This is a genomic window from Noviherbaspirillum soli, from assembly GCF_015352955.1.
Taxonomy (GTDB): domain Bacteria; phylum Pseudomonadota; class Gammaproteobacteria; order Burkholderiales; family Burkholderiaceae_D; genus Noviherbaspirillum_A; species Noviherbaspirillum_A soli.
On sequence record NZ_JACYOX010000001.1, the window covers coordinates 199,840 to 217,878 of the forward strand.

16 protein-coding genes are annotated in these 18,039 nt (G+C 65.7%); 11 read left to right on the top strand and 5 right to left on the bottom strand.

The window, feature by feature from the left end; genetic code table 11:
• Nucleotides 1–32 precede the first annotated feature (32 nt).
• Nucleotides 33–2,201, bottom strand: coding sequence for a cyanophycin synthetase (locus tag IGW04_RS00880; protein WP_407672017.1), 2,169 nt, complete (start codon nucleotides 2,199–2,201; stop codon nucleotides 33–35).
• Between the two features lie 268 nt (nucleotides 2,202–2,469).
• Between IGW04_RS00880 and IGW04_RS00885 the strand changes: the two genes are divergently transcribed.
• Complete coding sequence (locus IGW04_RS00885; RefSeq protein WP_194711128.1) at nucleotides 2,470–4,743, top strand: cyanophycin metabolism-associated ABC transporter; 2,274 nt, start codon at nucleotides 2,470–2,472, stop codon at nucleotides 4,741–4,743.
• A gap of 2 nt (nucleotides 4,744–4,745) precedes the next feature.
• On the top strand, nucleotides 4,746–5,216 hold the full coding sequence (locus tag IGW04_RS00890; protein WP_194711129.1) for a cyanophycin metabolism-associated DUF1854 family protein: 471 nt from the start codon (nucleotides 4,746–4,748) through the stop codon (nucleotides 5,214–5,216).
• A gap of 488 nt (nucleotides 5,217–5,704) precedes the next feature.
• Here IGW04_RS00890 and trxC read toward each other — a convergent pair whose 3' ends face one another.
• On the bottom strand, nucleotides 5,705–6,154 hold the full coding sequence (gene trxC / locus IGW04_RS00895; RefSeq protein WP_194711130.1) for a thioredoxin TrxC: 450 nt from the start codon (nucleotides 6,152–6,154) through the stop codon (nucleotides 5,705–5,707).
• A 144-nt stretch (nucleotides 6,155–6,298) separates the two neighbouring features.
• On the opposite strand from trxC, the gene IGW04_RS00900 reads away from it, so the two are divergent.
• The 4 genes from IGW04_RS00900 (at nucleotide 6,299) to IGW04_RS00915 (ending at nucleotide 12,678) form a co-directional block, all read left to right on the top strand.
• A complete protein-coding gene (locus IGW04_RS00900) occupies nucleotides 6,299–6,547 on the top strand; it encodes a hypothetical protein (protein ID WP_194711131.1) in 249 nt (82 codons plus the stop codon).
• 150 nt (nucleotides 6,548–6,697) lie between these two features.
• Nucleotides 6,698–7,930, top strand: coding sequence for an exonuclease SbcCD subunit D C-terminal domain-containing protein (locus IGW04_RS00905; RefSeq protein ID WP_194711132.1), 1,233 nt, complete (start codon nucleotides 6,698–6,700; stop codon nucleotides 7,928–7,930).
• Nucleotides 7,927–11,685, top strand: coding sequence for an AAA family ATPase (locus tag IGW04_RS00910; protein ID WP_194711133.1), 3,759 nt, complete (start codon nucleotides 7,927–7,929; stop codon nucleotides 11,683–11,685). The genes IGW04_RS00905 and IGW04_RS00910 overlap by 4 nt, the downstream gene beginning before the upstream one ends.
• A gap of 87 nt (nucleotides 11,686–11,772) precedes the next feature.
• Complete coding sequence (locus IGW04_RS00915) at nucleotides 11,773–12,678, top strand: crotonase/enoyl-CoA hydratase family protein (RefSeq protein WP_194711134.1); 906 nt, start codon at nucleotides 11,773–11,775, stop codon at nucleotides 12,676–12,678.
• A 318-nt stretch (nucleotides 12,679–12,996) separates the two neighbouring features.
• Here IGW04_RS00915 and IGW04_RS26005 read toward each other — a convergent pair whose 3' ends face one another.
• Nucleotides 12,997–13,125, bottom strand: a complete 129-nt coding sequence (locus tag IGW04_RS26005; RefSeq protein ID WP_267253670.1) for a hypothetical protein — start codon at nucleotides 13,123–13,125, stop codon at nucleotides 12,997–12,999.
• A 31-nt stretch (nucleotides 13,126–13,156) separates the two neighbouring features.
• Between IGW04_RS26005 and IGW04_RS00920 the strand changes: the two genes are divergently transcribed.
• A complete protein-coding gene (locus IGW04_RS00920; RefSeq protein ID WP_194711135.1) occupies nucleotides 13,157–13,900 on the top strand; it encodes a hypothetical protein in 744 nt (247 codons plus the stop codon).
• Nucleotides 13,901–13,914: 14 nt separating this feature from the next.
• On the opposite strand, the gene IGW04_RS00925 is transcribed toward IGW04_RS00920, so the two are convergent.
• A complete protein-coding gene (locus IGW04_RS00925; protein ID WP_194711136.1) occupies nucleotides 13,915–14,514 on the bottom strand; it encodes an RES family NAD+ phosphorylase in 600 nt (199 codons plus the stop codon).
• Nucleotides 14,511–15,209: a hypothetical protein gene (locus IGW04_RS00930; RefSeq protein WP_194711137.1), complete on the bottom strand. Its 699-nt coding sequence runs from the start codon at nucleotides 15,207–15,209 to the stop codon at nucleotides 14,511–14,513. Before IGW04_RS00930 ends, IGW04_RS00925 begins: the two co-directional genes overlap by 4 nt.
• A 184-nt stretch (nucleotides 15,210–15,393) precedes the next feature.
• On the opposite strand from IGW04_RS00930, the gene dbpA reads away from it, so the two are divergent.
• From dbpA to IGW04_RS00950, 4 genes are all read left to right on the top strand, one after another.
• Nucleotides 15,394–16,785: an ATP-dependent RNA helicase DbpA gene (gene dbpA / locus IGW04_RS00935; RefSeq protein WP_323744789.1), complete on the top strand. Its 1,392-nt coding sequence runs from the start codon at nucleotides 15,394–15,396 to the stop codon at nucleotides 16,783–16,785.
• A 270-nt stretch (nucleotides 16,786–17,055) separates the two neighbouring features.
• On the top strand, nucleotides 17,056–17,268 hold the full coding sequence (locus tag IGW04_RS00940; RefSeq protein WP_194711139.1) for a hypothetical protein: 213 nt from the start codon (nucleotides 17,056–17,058) through the stop codon (nucleotides 17,266–17,268).
• Nucleotides 17,269–17,283: 15 nt separating this feature from the next.
• The gene (locus IGW04_RS00945) at nucleotides 17,284–17,538 is read left to right on the top strand and encodes a hypothetical protein (protein ID WP_194711140.1); all 255 of its coding nucleotides are present in this window, start codon (nucleotides 17,284–17,286) and stop codon (nucleotides 17,536–17,538) included.
• Between the two features lie 180 nt (nucleotides 17,539–17,718).
• Nucleotides 17,719–17,976 (top strand): hypothetical protein, encoded by a 258-nt coding sequence (locus tag IGW04_RS00950; protein ID WP_194711141.1) that lies wholly within the window; start codon nucleotides 17,719–17,721, stop codon nucleotides 17,974–17,976.
• The last annotated feature ends 63 nt before the right edge of the window (nucleotides 17,977–18,039 follow it).

The window sequence follows — 18,039 nt, forward strand, 5'->3', positions numbered from 1 at the left end:
TGTCCCGTAATGACTGTCCGGCCATGCCGGCTTTAATGCTTGGCCCGTTGCGCCTCGGCGCCGAAGGTGCGCAGGCCGGCGCAGATCAGCTCGGCCGGAATCTGCAGCGCCCAGGCGCTTGCCACCGCGGCCAGCACGCTGTCCGGCGCAAGGTCGGCGCCGCCCAGCGACAAGGCGCCGGTCAGCACGGCATGTTCGTTCCTGCCGTTGGCCAGCACGACGTCGCCGTCGCGGGCGAACACGGCGCGGCCGCCATCGTCGCGGTGCGCGGCGATCACCTGCAGCGATGCCGACGGCGCATAGAAGATCACGTCGCCGTCGCACAGCTCGGCCATCTCCACCGCCTGGTGGTCGGCGGCATTGAGCACGGCCACGCCGTCCGGCAGCACGACGTCGACTTGGGTGCGGGCCACGTTGTAGAGCTGGTCGCGGTTGCGGATGTCGAAGTCGGCCAGCTGCTCCAGGCCGGAGACGTCGGTGACGACGCCGACGCTGCAGCGGTCGTAGGCCAGGCCTTCGCCGAGGATCACGCGGTTGCCGTTTTCCATCACGGCTGCCTGCACGGAACGATTGATCAGCAGGCTCTGGCCGGCTTCCCAGGTGGCGCAATCGTCCTTGCGGATCTGGCGGTTGTTGAGGAACAGGCCGTCGGCGCAGGCCACCCCGACATGGCGGTGGCTGGCGCACAGGATCTTGCCGATCAGGCGCGCGATGCGGCTGGTGTCGCGGCTGCCGGTGATGCCGACCACCGGGATGCGGGCATCGTCCTTGGCGCCGAACAGGTGGTCGACGATGGCGGCCCCGACCGGCTGCGGCCGGCCGGTGGCGGGCTTGGTATGGGCCAGTAGGCCCGGGCCCGCATTGACTTCGATGATGGCGCCGCGCTGTTCCGACAGCGGCCTGGAAATGTCTTCCACCACCAGGTCGACGCCGGCGATGTCCAGGCCGACCACGCGGGCAGCCAGGCTGGCCAGCGCCGCGGTGTCCGGATGGACGCGGTCGGTGACGTCGAAGGCCACGTTGCCATTGCGCTGCAGTTCCACCTTTTCGCCGGCGGCCGGCACGGTGGCGCGCGAACGGCCCTGGCGAGCCAGTTGCAGCGACAGCTCGTCGCCCTCTTCCAGCTTCAGCGGCTCCAGCGGGAATTCCTCGTCCTCGCCGCGGCGAGGGTCGGTGTTGACCTGCGACTCGATCAGCTCGGCGATGGTGGACTTGCCGTCGCCAATCACGGCGGTGGTTTCGCCGGCGGCGGCGGCGACGACCCGCTTGCCCACCACCAGCAGCCGGTGCTCGACGCCGGATATCGATTGTTCGACGATCACGCCGCTGCCTTCCCGGCTGGCCAGTTCGAACGCGGCTTCCACCTGTTCGCGGGTGGTCAGGTCGAGCGACACGCCGCGGCCATGGTTGCCGTCGTAGGGCTTGACGGCGACCGGCAGGCCGATGTCTTCGGCGGCGTCCCAGGCGTCGGCCGGGTCGTCGACCAGGCGGCCCTGGGGCACCGGCACGCCGCAGCTCTGCAGCAGCAACTTGGTCAGGTCCTTGTCGCGGGAAATGCCCTCGGCGATGGCGCTGGTGCGGTCGGTCTCGGCGGTCCAGATGCGGCGCTGCCGCGCGCCGTAGCCGAACTGCACCAGGTTGCCGTCGTTGAGGCGGATGGACGGAATGCGGCGCTCGGTGGCGGCATCGACGATATGGGCGGTGCTCGGTCCGAGGCAAATGCTGTCGACCATCTCGCGCAGGCCGCCGATGGCGCCGGCCACGTCATACGGTCGGTCCTCGATGGCGGCCATCAGGAGTTCGCGCGCGGCTTCCAGCGCGGCGCGGCCGACTTCTTCCTGGCGGGTGCGGAAAGCCACCTTGTACACGCCGGACTCCGAGGTTTCGCGGGCCTTGCCGAAGCCGGTGGGCATGCCGGCCAGGCTTTGCAGTTCCAGCACCACGTGCTCAAGGATATGGGCCGCCCAGGTGCCCTCGCGCAGCCGCTCCAGGAAGCCGCCGCGCTCGCCGACGCCGCAGCGGTGCTCGACCAGGCTCGGCAGCCAGGCGGTCAGGCGCTCGTAGAGTCCGGGTATCTTGTTGGAGGGAAACTGTTCCAGTTCGCCGATATCGACCCAGGCTTCGATCACGGGCCGGTAGGTCCAGATGTTCGGGCCGCGCAGATGGGTCACGCGGCGAAATACCAATTCTTTCTTTTTCATCATCGTCTGATTCTTGACGGACCGGCTGCCGTCATGCTCGGTTAAGGATTGCCCATCGTTGCGGCAACCAGGTGCTCCATAAGGCTGTATACTCCCGGACCGCCGCCAGCCAGTCCGCTGGACCGCAAGAATACCGTAAATAATTGCCTCTCGGACATATGATTCCTCGGATGGGGTATATTGCCATCCCGTTTCAACGGAACAAGTCTCCTTACTTTTTCTAACAAAACTGCGTGCCGCCAGCGGTGCGCATGGAGTTTGCCGCAGAATGACCACCGTATTGCCACTCCCCGACCGACCCGCCGGCGACTTGCCGGAGCAGTGGCGGGATGTTGTAGAAAAACGTCTTGCCGCCGGGGAGAACGTTGTTACCTGGGTTACGGTTGACCTCGACGCCCGCCACCACTTCGCCGACGGCATCGTCATCCTGACCGATCGCCGCATCCTTGCCCGTGCGCCGGGCGAACGGGACTGGCGCGACTGGGCGTTCGAACCTGGCATGCGGCTGGAACATCATGACCATGCCGGCGTCGGCCATCTGGAACTGGTGACGCCGGCCGGCCGACTGGCGGCGTGGCATTTCACGCTGGGCATGAACCTTTTGGCAATGCGGGTGATCGATCAGTTCCAGCTGCGACTGCAAAGCCACCTCGACGGGCTGGAAGTCGAGTCGGAAGACCAGACCGTCTGCCCGAGCTGCAAGGCGCCGCTGGAGCCGGACCAGGATGTCTGCCCGGTCTGCACCAAGGTCATCCACACGCCGCCCTCGACCTGGACACTATTCCGGCTGTGGCGCTTCGCCCGGCCCTACCGCGGCCAGCTGCTGGCCGGTTTCCTGCTGACGCTGCTGGGCACGGCGGCCAGCCTGGTGCCGCCCTACCTGACCATGCCGCTGATGGACAACGTGCTGATCCCGTACCAGAACGGCCAGCGCATCGACCCCGCGGTGGTGGGCATGTACCTGCTGGGTCTCTTGGGCGCGGCGCTGCTGGCCTGGGGCCTGACCTGGGCCAAGACCTATATCCTGGCGCTGGTGTCGGAGCGCATCGGCGCGGACCTTCGCACCACGACCTATGAGCACCTGCTGCGGCTTTCGCTGGAATATTTCGGCGGCAAGCGCACCGGCGACCTGATGGCGCGCATCGGCAGCGAGAGCGACCGCATCTGCGTGTTCCTGTCGCTGCACCTGCTGGATTTCGCAACAGACGTGCTGATGATCCTGATGACCTCGGCCATCCTGTTCTCGATCAACCCGTGGCTGGCGCTGGTGACGCTGGTGCCGCTGCCCATCATCGCCTGGCTGATCCACGTGGTGCGCGACCGGCTGCGCACCGGCTTCGAGAAAATCGACCGGGTCTGGGGCGAGGTCACCAACGTGCTGGCCGACACGATACCGGGCATCCGGGTGGTGAAGGCATTTGCCCAGGAAAAGCGGGAAGCGGCGCGCTTTCGCCTGGCCAACAAGCACAACCTGGCCGTGAACGACCGGATCAACCGGATCTGGTCGCTGTTCTCGCCGACGGTGTCGCTGATGACCGAGCTGGGCCTGCTGGTGGTGTGGGCCTTCGGCATCTGGCAGGTCTCGCGCGGCGATATCACGGTGGGCACCCTGACCGCCTTCCTGGCCTACATCAGCCGCTTCTATTCGCGGCTGGACTCGATGAGCCGGATCGTTTCCGTGACCCAGAAATCGGCCTCGGCCGCCAAGCGCATCTTCGACATCCTGGATCACGTCTCCAGCGTGCCCGACCCCGCCACGCCGGCCCGCCTGGAGCGGGTGGAAGGCCGGATCGAGGTGCGCGACGTGGGTTTTCGCTATGGCAACCGGGCGGTGAACCGCGGCGTGAACCTGACCATCGCGCCGGGCGAAATGATAGGCCTGGTCGGCCACAGCGGCTCGGGCAAGAGCACGCTGGTCAACCTGATCTGCCGCTTCTACGACGTGGCCGAAGGCTCGATCCGGCTCGATGGCGTGGATATCCGTTCCTTCGCCGTTGCCGACTACCGCAGCAATATCGGCCTGGTGCTGCAGGAGCCCTTCCTGTTCTTCGGCACGATTGCCGAGAACATCGCCTACGGCAAGCCGGACGCGACCCGCGCCGAGATCATGGCGGCTGCGCGCGCGGCCCATGCCCACGAGTTCATCCTGCGCCTGCCGCATGGCTATGATTCCATGGTCGGCGAGCGCGGCCAGGGCCTGTCCGGCGGCGAGCGGCAGCGCATTTCCATTGCGCGGGCGCTGCTGATTGACCCGCGCATCCTGATCCTGGACGAAGCCACGTCCTCGGTCGACTCCGAGACGGAAAAGGAAATCCAGAAGGCGCTGGACAACCTGGTGAAGGGCCGCACCACGATCGCCATCGCGCACCGTCTGTCGACGCTGCAGCGCGCCGACCGGCTGGTGGTGATGGATCGCGGCCAGGTGATCGAACAGGGGCCGCATGATGAACTGATGGCCCGGCAAGGCGCCTATTACCGGCTGTACCAGGCGCAGGCGCGCAATGTCGACCGCGACATCGACGACACACGGGAAAAGGAATGAGCATGGACGGCGATCAACTGCAGCTTTCCCGCGACAGCTTCGGCAGGCTGGTGCTGACCACCGCCGACGGCCAGCAGCATGCGGGCGTGGCGCCGGTGCGCGCCTTTCCGATCCAGGCGCCGGACGAAGGCATCTCGCTGATGACCGGCGATGGCAAGGAAGTGGCCTGGATACCGTCGCTCGCCGCATTGACGGCCGCGACGCGGGCGCTGCTGGAAGAGGAATTGCAGGGACGGGAATTCATGCCCGAGATCCGGGCGATCCGCTCGGTATCCAGCTATGCCACGCCGTCCACCTGGCAGGTCAGCACCGACCGCGGCGATACCAGTTTTGTATTGCGCGGCGAGGAAGACATCCGCCGCATCAGCGCCGACACCCTGCTGATCTCGGACAGCCACGGCATCCATTTCCTGCTGCGGGATCTGCATGGCCTGGACCGGCAGAGCCGGAAGATACTCGATCGTTTCCTGTAGCGAGGGCAAAAGTTGCGGTTGCTTTTGACGTCCGCGCAGCGACAGTTGCCGTTGCGTTTGAAGTGGCAGTGAAATCCCGTTGAGCGCGCCGTGTCAGCGGTGCCCGGAGCGGGAAAAGGTGCGGCGTCTGTCTGAGCGAAACGAAGTGTAGCGAGTTTAGCCGCGCCCCGCTCCGGGCACCGCTGACACGGGCACCCGCGCAGCGGGCGCGATCACCGGGTCGCCTTTTCTTGCCTACTTCTTTTGGCGAAGCAAAAGAAGTAGGTCGCCCGCCGGGGCGAACTCCCGGCTTGTCTCCACGGCAGTGCAGCCGCGTTGCGTCACCTGGCGAAGCACGGGCAGCGCGGGCGCTTTTGCTTCAGAGGTAAAGCAGCCGGCCACTGCAAAGACTCAGCCTGATCGACCGCTCGGCGGAATGCCCCTGTGGGGTATTCCGCCCTACGACATTACGACCCACGACCCACGACCCACGCCGAGCCTCATCCGCTTCAGGCAGCGTTCCGCCCCGCATGCCGCCGCACCCAGGCAACAATCCCGCCCGCATCCATCGCCCCCGCCTGCCGCGCCACCTCGCGGCCATGGTGGAACAACGCCAGTGTCGGGATGCTGCGGATCGCATGGCGCGCCGCCAGCTCCTGCGCTTCCTCGGTGTTGAGCTTGGCGACCCGGATCGCCGGCTCCAGTTGCTGGGCCGCCTGCGCATAGGCCGGCGCCATCGACCGGCAGGGACCGCACCAGGGCGCCCAGAAATCCACGAGCACAGGAATGTCGCTGCGGCTGACCTGCTGCGCAAAGGTCTGCGCATTCAATTCCACCGGGTGCCCGTCAAACACGGGCCGGCCGCATTTGCCGCAGCTGGGATGCATCTCCAGCCGGGCGGACGGCACCCGGTTCACGGTATTGCAATGGGGACAGACGATATGCAGGGATTCACTCATCGCGTGCTTTCCTCAAGAGGGTTTGGTCCGGATAGGACGGGTGGCGCCGGCGACGGTTCATTGCTGGCGCGGTAAATGCTTGATATTTCACAGACGGCGCAGGCTGCATGCCGGCTTCTTTCCCTATCTTGCACCAGGAGGCTTATGTTTCAACCACTGACCACACCCGTGCGGCTGCATCAGAATCCGGGCGACATTCCGCCCGAGGTGCCCAATGTCCCTTCGCCGCAGCCGGAAATCAATCCCGGCTACGAGCCACAGCCTGAAATGCCGCCACCGGAACAGGATCCGATCAGTCCCGATTCCCCTTCCGGCCCCGGCGTCGTGCCGCAACCCTCCACGCCGGAAATGCCGCCTATGCCGGACATGCAGGGACGCGCGCGGCTGCACTGACACCGCGCCGGCACGATGCGCAAACCGGCAGCATGCTGCCGGTAATTTTTTCAATCCACGTTCTTTTGCACTGCGGGATTACAATGGCAGCGCCGCGGCCGCGCGACTTGTTCCGGCCGCCGTCCGATGCCAACCCAGGATTTTCCCGTAATGCGTTTCTTGCACACTTCAGACTGGCACCTCGGCCAGACCTTGCACAGCTTCGAGCGTTTCCATGAACACCAGGCCTTCCTCGACTGGCTGATCGACGCCATCGTCGCCGAACAGGTGGATGCGCTGCTCATTGCCGGCGACATTTACGACAACGCCAATCCGTCTGCCGCCTCGCAGAAGCAGTTGTATCGCTTCCTGCGCCGCGCGAAGTCGGCCGCGCCGCATCTCAATATCGTTATCATTGCCGGCAACCACGATTCGGCCGGCCGGCTGGAAGCGCCGGGACCGCTGCTGGAGGAACTCGACGTCAGCCTGGTCGGCAATGTGGTGCGCGACGCCGACGGCAACATCGACTACGGCCGGCTGGTGGTGCCGCTGAAGGACCGCAGCGGCCAGGCGGCGGCCTGGTGCCTGGCGGTGCCGTTCCTGCGGCCGGGCGACGTGCCCCGCGCGGATGGCGCGACTGACGCCTATACCGAGGGCATTGCGCTGCTGTACCGGCAGGCGCTGACGCATGCGCTGGCCTGCCGGCAGGCCGGACAGGCCATCATTGCGCTTGGACATTGCCACATGACCGGCGGCGCCGCGTCCGAGGACTCGGAGCGGCGCATCGTCATCGGCGGCAGCGAGGCGCTGTCGGCCTCGATGTTCGGGCCGGAGATCGCCTATGCGGCGCTGGGCCACCTGCACCTGGCGCAGATGGTCGGCAGGCAGCCGCACCTGCGCTACTGCGGCAGTCCGCTGCCATTGTCGTTTTCCGAGGTGAACTACAACCACCAGGTGCTGCGGGTCGATCTCGACGGCGAGCGCGCCGGCGAGATCCTGCCGCTGCCGGTGCCGCGCGCGGTGGACCTGCTGCGTGTTCCGTTGAAGCCGGCCCCGGTGGAAGACGTGCTGGTGGCGCTGCGCGCGCTGCCGCCGGGCGGCGAAGGCGTGCCGCCTTACCTGGAAGTGCGGGTGCGGCTGGATGCGCCCGAACCCGGCCTGCGGGCCAAGGTGGAAGCGGCGCTGGAAGGCCGCCATGCCCGCCTGGCCCGGATCGACACCAGCCTGCCCGTGCGCGGCGAGGAAGAAGGCGCCACGCTGTCGCTGGATCAGCTCGACCAGCTGCAGCCGGACGAGATCTTCCGCCGGCTGTACCGGCAGAAGTTCGATGCCGAGGCGCCACCCGAGCAGCTTGCCGCCTTCACCGAGCTGATGCTCGGCATGGACGAGGAGGCCGGCGCATGAGGATACTGGCCATACGCGGCAGGAACCTGGCTTCGCTGGCCGGCGAGTTCTGCGTCGATTTCGAAAGCGAGCCGCTGCAGTCGTCCGGCCTGTTCGCCATCAGCGGCCCCACCGGGGCCGGCAAGAGCACCCTGCTCGATGCGCTGTGCGTGGCGCTGTACGACGCCACCCCGCGCCTGCTGCGCGCCGGCACCCGCGGCATCGCCCTGCCCGACGTGCGCGGCGAAGTGGTGACGCCCTATGACACCCGCAACCTGCTGCGGCGCGGCGCCGCCGACGGTTATGCAGAAGTGGACTTCATCGGCAATGACGGCCTGGCCTACCGCTCGCGCTGGAGCGTGCGGCGGGCGCGCTCCAAGGCCAACGGCAGCCTGCAGAAAACCGCGATGACGCTGCTGCGCCTGCCCGGCGAGGAGGCCATCGGCGGCACCAATTCCGAGGTCAAGGCCGAGATCGCGCGGCGCATCGGGCTGTCGTTCGAGCAGTTCACCCGCGCCGTGCTGCTGGCGCAGAACGAGTTTTCCGCCTTCCTGAAATCGGACGACAACGAGCGCGGCGAACTGCTGGAAACCCTGACGGGCAATCAGATCTACACCGAGATTTCACGCCGGGCCTACGAGCGGGCCAAGGAAGAACTGGCGCGCGCCAGGCGGCTCGAAGAACGGCTGGCCGACCAGCGGCCTATGGCGCACGAAGAACGCTCGCGGGTCGACGGCGAACTGGTGGAAGCGGTCGGCCAGCTGGCCGTCGCCGACGCCGGGCTGGACCGGCTGGCGCGCCAGTTGCGCTGGCGCGAGGAAGCCGACCGGCTGCTGCTGGCCGAACAGCAGGCGGCGGCCGCACTGGCAGACAGCGTGGCGCGGCGCGATTCGGCGCAGCCGCGCCGGGAACGGCTGCGGCTGGTCGAGTCGGTGCAGCCGGCGCGGCCGCTGGTGGACGATGGGCGGCGCGTGCTGGCCGACATCGAACGCACCCGGCAGGCGCTGACGCAGCATGAGCAGAGCCTGGAAAAGTCGGTGGCCGCGGGGGCGGCCGCCCGGCAGCGGCTGGCGGCAGCCAGCGACAGCCTGCATGCGCTGGAACTGGCGCAGTCGGCCGAGGCGGCCAGGCTGGACCAGGCCAAGGCGCTGGACGTGCGCATCGCCGACCACCAGCCCGGCCTGGCGGAGGCGGCCCGGCAGGCCAGCCAGGGGCACGAGGCCGTAGCGGCGGCGCGCCAGAAGCAGCATGCGCGCCAGCAGGAACTGGAACAGGCGGCGCAACGGTTGCGCCAGGCGAAGGAATGGCTGGCCAGTCATGAGCGGCTGGCGCCGCTGGCGGAAGGCTGGCAGCGTTGGGACACGCTGTTTGCCCAGGCCCAGCAGCAGGCAAGCCAGCATGCGGCAGCACGCGAGGCCGCCGCTGCCGCCGCTGCGCGGCTGGAAAAGGCGCGGCAGGCGGAACAGGCACAGGCCGAATCGCTTCGCCAGGCCAGCGCCGCCCAGCAGCAGGCGCTGGCGCAGCGCGACGCCGCCGTGCTGCGGCTGCGGGAACTGGAACAGCAGGATATCGGCGCCGCACGCGAGAACTTGCAGCGGGAACGGGAACAGCTGGCCGATGCCGAGCGCCTGTGGTCGGCGCTGTGCGAGGCCGATGCGCGCCAAACGGCGCTGCGCGCCGGCCTGGAACGCCAGACCATTGCGGCGGCCCAGGCCGCGAGCCGGCTGGAACAGGCCGTGCAGGCGCAGCCGGCGCTGGATGCGCGGCTGGAACAGGCCGAGCATGCGCTCAAGCTGGCCGAGGCGGCCTGCGGCGAGACCGCCGAGCAGCTGCGGTCCAGCCTGGAAGACGGCGCGCCCTGCCCGGTCTGCGGCGCCGAGGAACATCCCTACCGCGCGGCCGATCCGCGCTTTGACAGCCTGCTGGCCAGCCTGCGCACCGACCTTGCGGCGCTGCGCCGCGCCGCACAGGAAAACCGCGACAGCCAGGCCGCCGAGCGCGCCCTGCTCGCCGCCGCCCGCCAGCAGGGCCAGTCCGCCGAAGCCGAACTGGGCGCGCTGGACGCGCCTCAGCGCGAGCGGCGCGCGCTGTGGGCCGCCCATCCGCTGCTGGCGGTCGCGGACGGACTTGCCACGGTGGCGGAGCAGGAACGCCAGCAGTGGCTGGTCCTGCAGCGCCAGGCCAACCAGCGCCGGCTGCAGGAACTCGACGCGGCCGAGCAGGCGCTGCGCCGCGCGGCGGCGGCGCGCGACGCCGCCCAGCAGGCGCTGGACCAGGCCGGCATCCGCCTGGCAAGCGCCACCGAATCCATCACCGCCGGCCGGCTCGAACTGGCGGCCGCCAGCCAGGCCAGCGCCGCCGCGCAGGAACGGGAGCAGGAACTGGCAGCCCGCTTGCAGGACGGGCTGAACGCGCTGGATGCGCTGCCGCTGGACGACGGATGGCAAGACGCCTGGCGCGCCGACCCCGCCCGGTTCCACGAGCGCTGCGCGCGTCATGCCCAGTCCTTCCTCGCTGCTACCAAGGTGGCTGGCGAAGGACAGGTCCAGGTGGCAGCGCTGGAAGTGGACGTCCAGGCGCTGAGCCAGGCGAGCGAAGCCGCCCGCGCCGAGGCAGCTCGCGCCACCCAGGCCTGGAACATGCTGGAACAGGCCGGCCGTGCGCTGGCGGCGGACCGGGCCGCCTTGTTCGACGGCCGGCCGGTGCGCGAGGTGGAGGCTGCGATGCAGGCCGCGCTGCAGGCGGCGCGCACCCGCCAGCAGCAGGAAAACGAGGCCTGCCAGCATGCCGCGCTGGCGGTGGGCCGCTGCACGGAGGCGCTGGACATGGCCCGCGGCCGGCTGGCTGAGCTGGGCGCGGCCTCCAGCGAGGCGGCAAGCCTGCTGGCCGACTGGCTGGCGCAATATCGGCAACGGCATGGCCAGGCGCTGGAACAGGACGCGCTGCTCGAATTGCTGCAGGCCGATGCCGCCTGGATGCAGGAAGAGCGCAATGCGCTGCAGGCGCTGGACTCGGCCGCCGAGCGCGCCGAGGCGGTGGCGCGGGAGCGCCAGGCGCAACGGGAAGCGCACCTGGCGGCTGGCGAGGAAATCTGGCGTGTTTCCGAACACGATGCCGCCGTCCTGCGCCTGCTGCTGGAGCAGGCCGGCCATGCGCGCGCCGTGCTGCATCAGCGCGCCACCGCCCTGCAGCTGGCGCTGCAGCAGGACGATGCGCGCCGGCGCGGCGCCGCCGAGATGCTGCTGCTGATCGAGGCCCAGGAAACGGTGCAGCGGCGCTGGGCGCAGTTGAACGAGCTGATCGGCTCGGCCGACGGCAAGAAATTCCGCAACTATGCCCAGCAGTTCACCCTCGACGTGCTGCTGGGCTATGCCAACCGGCACCTGGCCGAACTGGCGCGGCGCTACCGGCTGGAGCGGGTGCGCGACACGCTGGCGCTGATGGTGGTGGACCAGGACATGGGCGAGGAATTGCGCTCGGTGCATTCGCTGTCGGGCGGCGAGTCCTTCCTGGTGTCGCTGGCGCTGGCGCTGGGCCTGGCCTCGCTGTCGTCGAACCGGGTGCGGGTGGAGTCGCTGTTCATCGACGAAGGCTTCGGCAGCCTGGACGCCGACACGCTGCGGGTGGCCATGGATGCGCTGGACGGCCTGCAGGCGCTGGGCCGCAAGGTCGGCGTGATCACCCACGTGCAGGAAATGACCGAGCGCATCGCCACCCGCATCCTGGTGCGGCGCAGCGCCGCCGGGAGCAGCGAACTGGCGATCGCCCAGGGATGACAACCGGCGTAGCAGGACTGAGGGAAGGTTTTTCAACGGGCATTCAAACGGGTATTTCAACAACCATACAAGCAAAAGGAGACCGCCATGCAATATGAAACCCTGCTCTATGAGGTCAGCGAGCACATCCTGACCCTGACGCTGAACCGGCCCGACCGGCTCAACGCCTTCACCGGCACCATGATGGAAGAGCTGATCGCCGCCTTCGACCGGGCCGACGCCGACGACGAGGTGCGCGCCATCATCGTTACCGGCGCCGGGCGCGGCTTCTGCGCCGGCGCGGATTTGTCCCAGGGCGCCAAGACCTTCGATTTCGCGGCCCGCGCCGACCGCCCCGACAAGCAGGGCACGCCGACCCGGCCGGACGGCGGCATCGACTACAGCCATGAGTCGGTGCGCGACGGCGGCGGCCGGGTGTCGCTGCGCATCTTTGAATGCATGAAGCCGGTGATTGCCGCTATCAACGGTCCGGCGGTGGGCGTAGGCGCGACCATGCTGCTGCCCATGGACATCCGCATCGCCTCCAGCGACGCGCGCTTCGGCTTTGTCTTTGCCCGCCGCGGCATCACGCCGGAGGCGTGTTCCAGCTGGTTCCTGCCGCGCGTGGTCGGCATCAGCCAGGCGCTGGAATGGACCATGACCGGGCGGGTGTTCCCGGCCCAGGAAGCACTGGAAGGCGGGCTGGTGCGCAAGGTCGTCGCGCCGGACGAACTGCTGGAGACGGCGCGGGCGCTTGCCAGGGAAATCGCCGAAAATGCGGCGCCGGTGTCAGTGGCGCTGGCGCGGCAGATGATGTGGCGCATGCTGGGCGCGGACCATCCGATGGAGGCGCACAAGGTGGACAGCCGCGCCATCTACGCCCGCGGCCGCAGCGCCGACGCCAGGGAGGGCATCAATGCCTTCCTGGAGAAGCGGCCGGCGGCGTTTTCCGAGTCCGTGGCTAAGGACATGCCGGACTTCGTGCCCTGGTGGCAGCCAAGGCCGTACGAGTAAGCACGTCCGGTTTTCAGTTATCCCTGCAGCCCTTCCTGCTTCCATAGCGTCGATGAGCAGCGGCAGGCTGTCCCGCAGCCCGCCGCAAGCGCCTGGCGGAATGACCGCCCGTGGCCACGCCCCGTGCAGCCGGTGGTTTTTGACACGCCTGCCACTTTTCCCAAGTGGCTTAATTTTCGTATTAATTCCAAAAACTATTAAATATTAATTTAATGTTTTTATCTTAAGTTACTTGTGGTTTCAATGTTGTGTTCTATAATCGGTTTCAGCATCCAAGTTATTGCGGATTTGAAATCTTTTAAAATAATTCCGCATTTTCTATCCGGAAAGTCCAGTGTCAAAAAAGCCGGATTTCCATGATGCTGCGGAATCGTCCTTCTTTTGCTTCCGCGCTTTTTCATTACCTGCCAGCGTTTTCCGTAATGCGTTTCCTGACTTTTCGGTCATGGAAATTCCTAATTCATTTGGGAGAAATTAAATGTCTTTATTAAAGAAGCTCGTCCTGTCGGGAATCGTCGCGGCTGCTCCGTTTATGCCGCTTGCTTCCTTCGCCCAAACGGTTGCAACGACCTGCTCCGGCGCGCCTCCTATCATGGCCCCGCTGGAGGCGAAGATCAGGCATGAAGAGGCGGTAAGGGTAGGCAGCGAAATCATCAACAAGGTGATTTATGCGCTGAATACGATCGTCATGCTGGAAAATAATCCGGTGGAATTCGAGCGGCATCTCAAGTTCGTCCTGGATTTGCAGGAAAATCCACAGGCGCCGCAGTTTTATATTGAAACAATCCCGCCAGCCGGCATTTTCGACGAAGCCGCGTTCAGAACGGTATGGACAAATAATGCCCTTCGTTACAAATATCGGAAGCGCGATGTGACAAATTGGATCGTTGAATCCTACTCGGACATTAATTGCCAGCGAACGATTACATTGCACGGTCTCGGCCATACCTACGGTGTTTTCGCCGATACGCTTCCCGACGGTACGGCTGTTCCCATCGGCTTTCACAAATCAAAGACCTTCCTGGATTTCGACCGCATCCAGGTCGTGATCGTAGAGACCAGTCCGAACGTCTTCAAATCCAGGAAAGTGATCCAGTACACCGAGTCCTCATTCCCGCTGCCGCATGATGCGGCGAACGGCTTGCTGACATCGCCGCCGGAGCGCGACCCGTTGAACCCAAATGCGCCCGCCGCGCTACCTCTGGATTTGACCTCGCGTTAATGCACCTACGTCCGTCAGGCGCTGCCTATGCCCAGCAGTTCCGCCGCGGCCGCAAGGCCGGGGCAGGATGGCAGGGGAATGGCGGCCGCCAGGCGGATTTTTCCGCCTGCGCGGTCGAACAGCACAGCCGCCTGCTCGGTATTGAGATGGCGCGACATGTACAGAAAGCCATCGACCGTATCCCCATGCCGGAAAACCGCCTGTGACCACCGCTGCGGCAGGCCATAGGAGGCATTGCCGGTCAGTGCGGCATGCCCGCCCATGCGTTTCAGGCTGGCGCCGGTGAGGTCGGCAAGCCGCAGCGGCTTGCCCGAAAACGTCAGCAGGAAGCGGCTGGCGATGCTGTCCGGATGCACCCGGAAGCGGCCGCGCACCGCCACGGCGTCATGCAGCAGGGTTTCCGCCATGGCCAGCGCCAGGCTCAGTCCGAAATAGCAGGTGCCGTACTCGCGTTCGGGGTCGTCGAAGCGGTTGCCGCCGGTGCGGCCGAAATGCGGCTCGCCGCTGTCATAGCGGGAAATGCGCACCAGCGCTTGCGGCGGCAGGGTCACGATGGGCAGATGGTCCGGCAGGCTGGGCAGGCCCAGGCGGCGCGTGCGCGGCGCCGCCGTCATGCATCGGCAAAGGCGGCGGCAGCGGCCAGCACCTCTTCCACCTGCCCTTTGGCAAGCGCCTGCAGCGGGGTTCTTTTGCCCAGCGACAGCCTGGGCGTGGTGAAGAATTCCCACTTGGCGCCGCCCGGCAGGCTGCCCAGCGCGCGCGACACCCTTTCCAGCACCGCGCGGTCATGCCGCGCATCGGCGAAGAAGGCGGGGTAGAGAAAGTCGCCCGACGGGCCGGCCAGCACGAACAGGCGCTGCGCCCGCACCGCCGCGCTCAGCGCCTGGCGCGAAATGCCCAGCCGTTCGCGCATGTCGGCCGAACCCAGGAGGCGGCCGGCGGCGACATCGTCGCGCCGCCGCTGCGATTCCTGGCTGCGCAGGCTGGCCATGAAATCGCTGTCGGCCGGGTCCGGGCCGGCATCCTTGGCCGTTTCCTGTTGGCTGGCAGCGGCAGCCGGCGCCGGGTCCGAGAGGCCCTCCTTTTCGGCCGCGGCAAGCAGCGCCTGGCTCATTACCTGGTACAGCGCCCGGCGGCGGGTTTTCGGCACCGAGCGCGCCAGCGTCGAATAGGCGCGCAGGAAGGAGTCGGCGCTGCCCGGCGCGTTGGCAGCGCCAGTCTGCATGAAGTCCGACACCGCCTCGGCCAGCAGGGCGGCGGCGGCGCTGGAATCGGCGGCGGATGCACCGGATGGATGGTGATAGGACATGAACGGCCTCCTGAATGTGGGATCAATGTAGCCGTCCGGGCGGACGGTGTCAACCAAGACAAACAGGAAAAGCAAGACAAATAAAGCCGGCGGACTATAGCGTACTACGATCATGCCCTTTCGCCTCCGCCTGCCCGCCGGCTGTTACACTGCGCATCCCGCCGTCCCTACCCTGCTCCCCGCCGTGAATTCCAGTTCCTTTTCCAGCCTTGCGCTGTCGCCCGCCATGCTCGCCAATCTCACCCAGCTTGGCTACCACGAAATGACGCCGATCCAGGCCGCCAGCCTGCCGGTGGTGCTCGACCGCCGCGACCTGATCGCCCAGGCCCGCACCGGCAGCGGCAAGACCGCCGCGTTCGGCATCGGCATGCTGCAGCGCCTGAATCCGGCCTGGTTCGCGGTGCAGGGCCTGGTGCTGTGCCCGACCCGCGAACTGGCCGACCAGGTTGCCAATGAGCTGCGCCGGCTGGCGCGCTTCGCGGCCAACATCAAGGTGCTGACGCTGACCGGCGGCATGCCGATGCGGCCGCAGATTGCGTCGCTGGAGCATGGCGCGCATATCGTGGTGGGAACGCCGGGCCGGGTGGCCGACCATATCCAGCGCCAGACCATCGATCTTTCCACCGTCCAGACCCTGGTGCTGGACGAGGCCGACCGCATGACCGACATGGGCTTTTACGAGGAAATGTCGGGCATCGTCTCGATGACGCCGGCGCGCCGCCAGACCCTGCTGTTTTCCGCCACCTATCCGGACGACATCCGCCAGGCCACCGCGCCCTTCCTGCGCGACCCGGTGGAGGTGCGGGTGGAGTCGCGCCATGACGACAGCGGCATCGTGCAGCGCTTCATCGAGATCGGCGCCGGGCCGGACGCGCGCGGCGCGGCGGTGGCTGCGCTGCTGGACCATTACCGTCCGCAGTCGACGCTGGCGTTCTGCAACACCAAGGCTCATTGCCGCGAACTGGCGGACGCGCTGCATGCGCAGGGCTACACTGCGCTGGCGCTGTACGGCGACCTGGAGCAGCGCGAACGAGACGAGATCCTGGTGCTGTTCGCCAACCGCAGCTGCTCGGTGCTGGTGGCGACCGACGTCGCCGCGCGCGGCCTGGACATCCAGCAGCTGGAAGCGGTGATCAATGCCGATATCTCGCGCGACGCCGATGTCCACATCCACCGCATCGGCCGCAGCGGACGCGGCAAGGAGGCCGGGCTGGCGCTGACGCTGGTCGGGCCGGGCGAACGCAAATGGGTCAAGGCGATCGAGCAGGACCAAGGAACGGCCGTCGCCTGGGAAGCGCTGGAAGCCTTGGCGCCGGCCGCCGGGGAACGGCTGCAGCCGCCGATGCGCACCCTGTGCATCCAGGGCGGCAAGAAGGACAAGCTGCGTCCCGGCGACCTGCTGGGCGCGCTGACCGGCGACGCTGGCCTCGCCAAGGAACAGGTCGGCAAGATCAATGTCTTCGAATTCAACACCTATGTCGCGCTGGAGCGCGGCATCGCCGAACAGGCAGCAGAGCGGCTCGCCGCCGGCAACATCAAGGGGCGCCCGTTCCGGATGCGCTTCATTGATGCCTGAGACGTTCCGGGCGAAGCTCGGGCATCAGGTTATTAACGCGATGCGCTCGCTCCCGCAATGAAAATGGGGCTCGTATAAATCGGCCGTTTGCGTCACCTCTTCAGGTGTTTCACGACACCTGCATCCCGGAAAACACCATCCGCAGAAAGCCGCGGCATCGTCGGCGGCCTTGCTCTGCATAGGCCACGAGGGACGGGCTTATCAATGCGCGAGCATTAAAACAATGCTCAAGCAGGAACGATTTCCTTCATGTGTTTCTTCTGCTGAAAATTGACTGAAATCAGCCATTTCGTTCCCGATGGAAAAGGAACCAGCATCTTCAGTCTGTCACCCAACTCCTTGACTGTTCATCGTGAAAACAAGAAGGCGGCCATCAAGCGAAAGCAGCTTTCACCTGTTGCAGATAATGAAGTCAATCAAGTGCCGGCGAAACATTCCTGCCGTCTGGCGTTCGCCTGCATTATTTATGGACCAACCAAATAATCAATAAAGGCTGGAATGATGAAGAATGAAAAAGACAGAATAGGCCATCCCGAAGCAATCAGCGAAAACCTCTCGTTTGAGACATTGGATGCCATAACTGGCGGATCTGTTAAGAGTGAATACTGGGAAAAGCTGGTCTCCGACTGCCAAACTTCCGATGATGCCTTCAGTACGCTGGTACGGGACACAAATCAAGGGAAAATTTCAATCTTGATAGCGGATATTTTAGTCAAAGACATAGAGCCTTATTATGAAAAAAAGAAAAAATGATCTCCCGATATTGCAATCGGAAAATTGTTCATTTCCCCCAAGAATCACCTCTGCTGTTCGGGTTTATTCGAAGCGCGCCAGGCTCGTAAAATTTCGTTCCTTCTCCTTCCAGGACAATGAAATTAAGCCAGCAGCAGCAATTGTTGATTTTTTAAAATTACTCAGATTGCGGAGTTATTTATGACTTCTAATAAGTTAGACATATTTTCCAACGATAGCGGGAGCGCCGGCCAAATTTCAAACAAGGAGATTTCGCTGGAGGATCTCCAGGGCATTCAGGGCGGATCTGCATCGGAACAAATGCAGGCTTTGCAAAAATTCAAGACAAAGAATGGGGCGTACGCAAGACTGGACATCTCATTGATGAATAATTTCATTACTCAGGAGGAGCATGATGCGTTGAGCCTTAGAGTTAAATACGGTCCACAGTGGAGTTGATGTCCCTTTTCATGCTGCGATTCCACCGCTGACAGGAAAATATAATTCGTGCCCGCAAATTCA

What these genes read in the sequence shown, in the direction of transcription:
- IGW04_RS00880 (WP_407672017.1), bottom strand. Translation starts at nt 2,201, where the DNA reads ATGAAAAAGAAAGAATTGGTATTTCGCCGCGTGACCCATCTGCGCGGC.
- IGW04_RS00885 (WP_194711128.1), top strand. Translation starts at nt 2,470, where the DNA reads ATGACCACCGTATTGCCACTCCCCGACCGACCCGCCGGCGACTTGCCG.
- IGW04_RS00890 (WP_194711129.1), top strand. Translation starts at nt 4,746, where the DNA reads ATGGACGGCGATCAACTGCAGCTTTCCCGCGACAGCTTCGGCAGGCTG.
- trxC (WP_194711130.1), bottom strand. Translation starts at nt 6,154, where the DNA reads ATGAGTGAATCCCTGCATATCGTCTGTCCCCATTGCAATACCGTGAAC.
- IGW04_RS00900 (WP_194711131.1), top strand. Translation starts at nt 6,299, where the DNA reads ATGTTTCAACCACTGACCACACCCGTGCGGCTGCATCAGAATCCGGGC.
- IGW04_RS00905 (WP_194711132.1), top strand. Translation starts at nt 6,698, where the DNA reads ATGCGTTTCTTGCACACTTCAGACTGGCACCTCGGCCAGACCTTGCAC.
- IGW04_RS00910 (WP_194711133.1), top strand. Translation starts at nt 7,927, where the DNA reads ATGAGGATACTGGCCATACGCGGCAGGAACCTGGCTTCGCTGGCCGGC.
- IGW04_RS00915 (WP_194711134.1), top strand. Translation starts at nt 11,773, where the DNA reads ATGCAATATGAAACCCTGCTCTATGAGGTCAGCGAGCACATCCTGACC.
- IGW04_RS26005 (WP_267253670.1), bottom strand. Translation starts at nt 13,125, where the DNA reads ATGACCGAAAAGTCAGGAAACGCATTACGGAAAACGCTGGCAGGTAAT.
- IGW04_RS00920 (WP_194711135.1), top strand. Translation starts at nt 13,157, where the DNA reads ATGTCTTTATTAAAGAAGCTCGTCCTGTCGGGAATCGTCGCGGCTGCT.
- IGW04_RS00925 (WP_194711136.1), bottom strand. Translation starts at nt 14,514, where the DNA reads ATGACGGCGGCGCCGCGCACGCGCCGCCTGGGCCTGCCCAGCCTGCCG.
- IGW04_RS00930 (WP_194711137.1), bottom strand. Translation starts at nt 15,209, where the DNA reads ATGTCCTATCACCATCCATCCGGTGCATCCGCCGCCGATTCCAGCGCC.
- IGW04_RS00945 (WP_194711140.1), top strand. Translation starts at nt 17,284, where the DNA reads ATGATGAAGAATGAAAAAGACAGAATAGGCCATCCCGAAGCAATCAGC.
- IGW04_RS00950 (WP_194711141.1), top strand. Translation starts at nt 17,719, where the DNA reads ATGACTTCTAATAAGTTAGACATATTTTCCAACGATAGCGGGAGCGCC.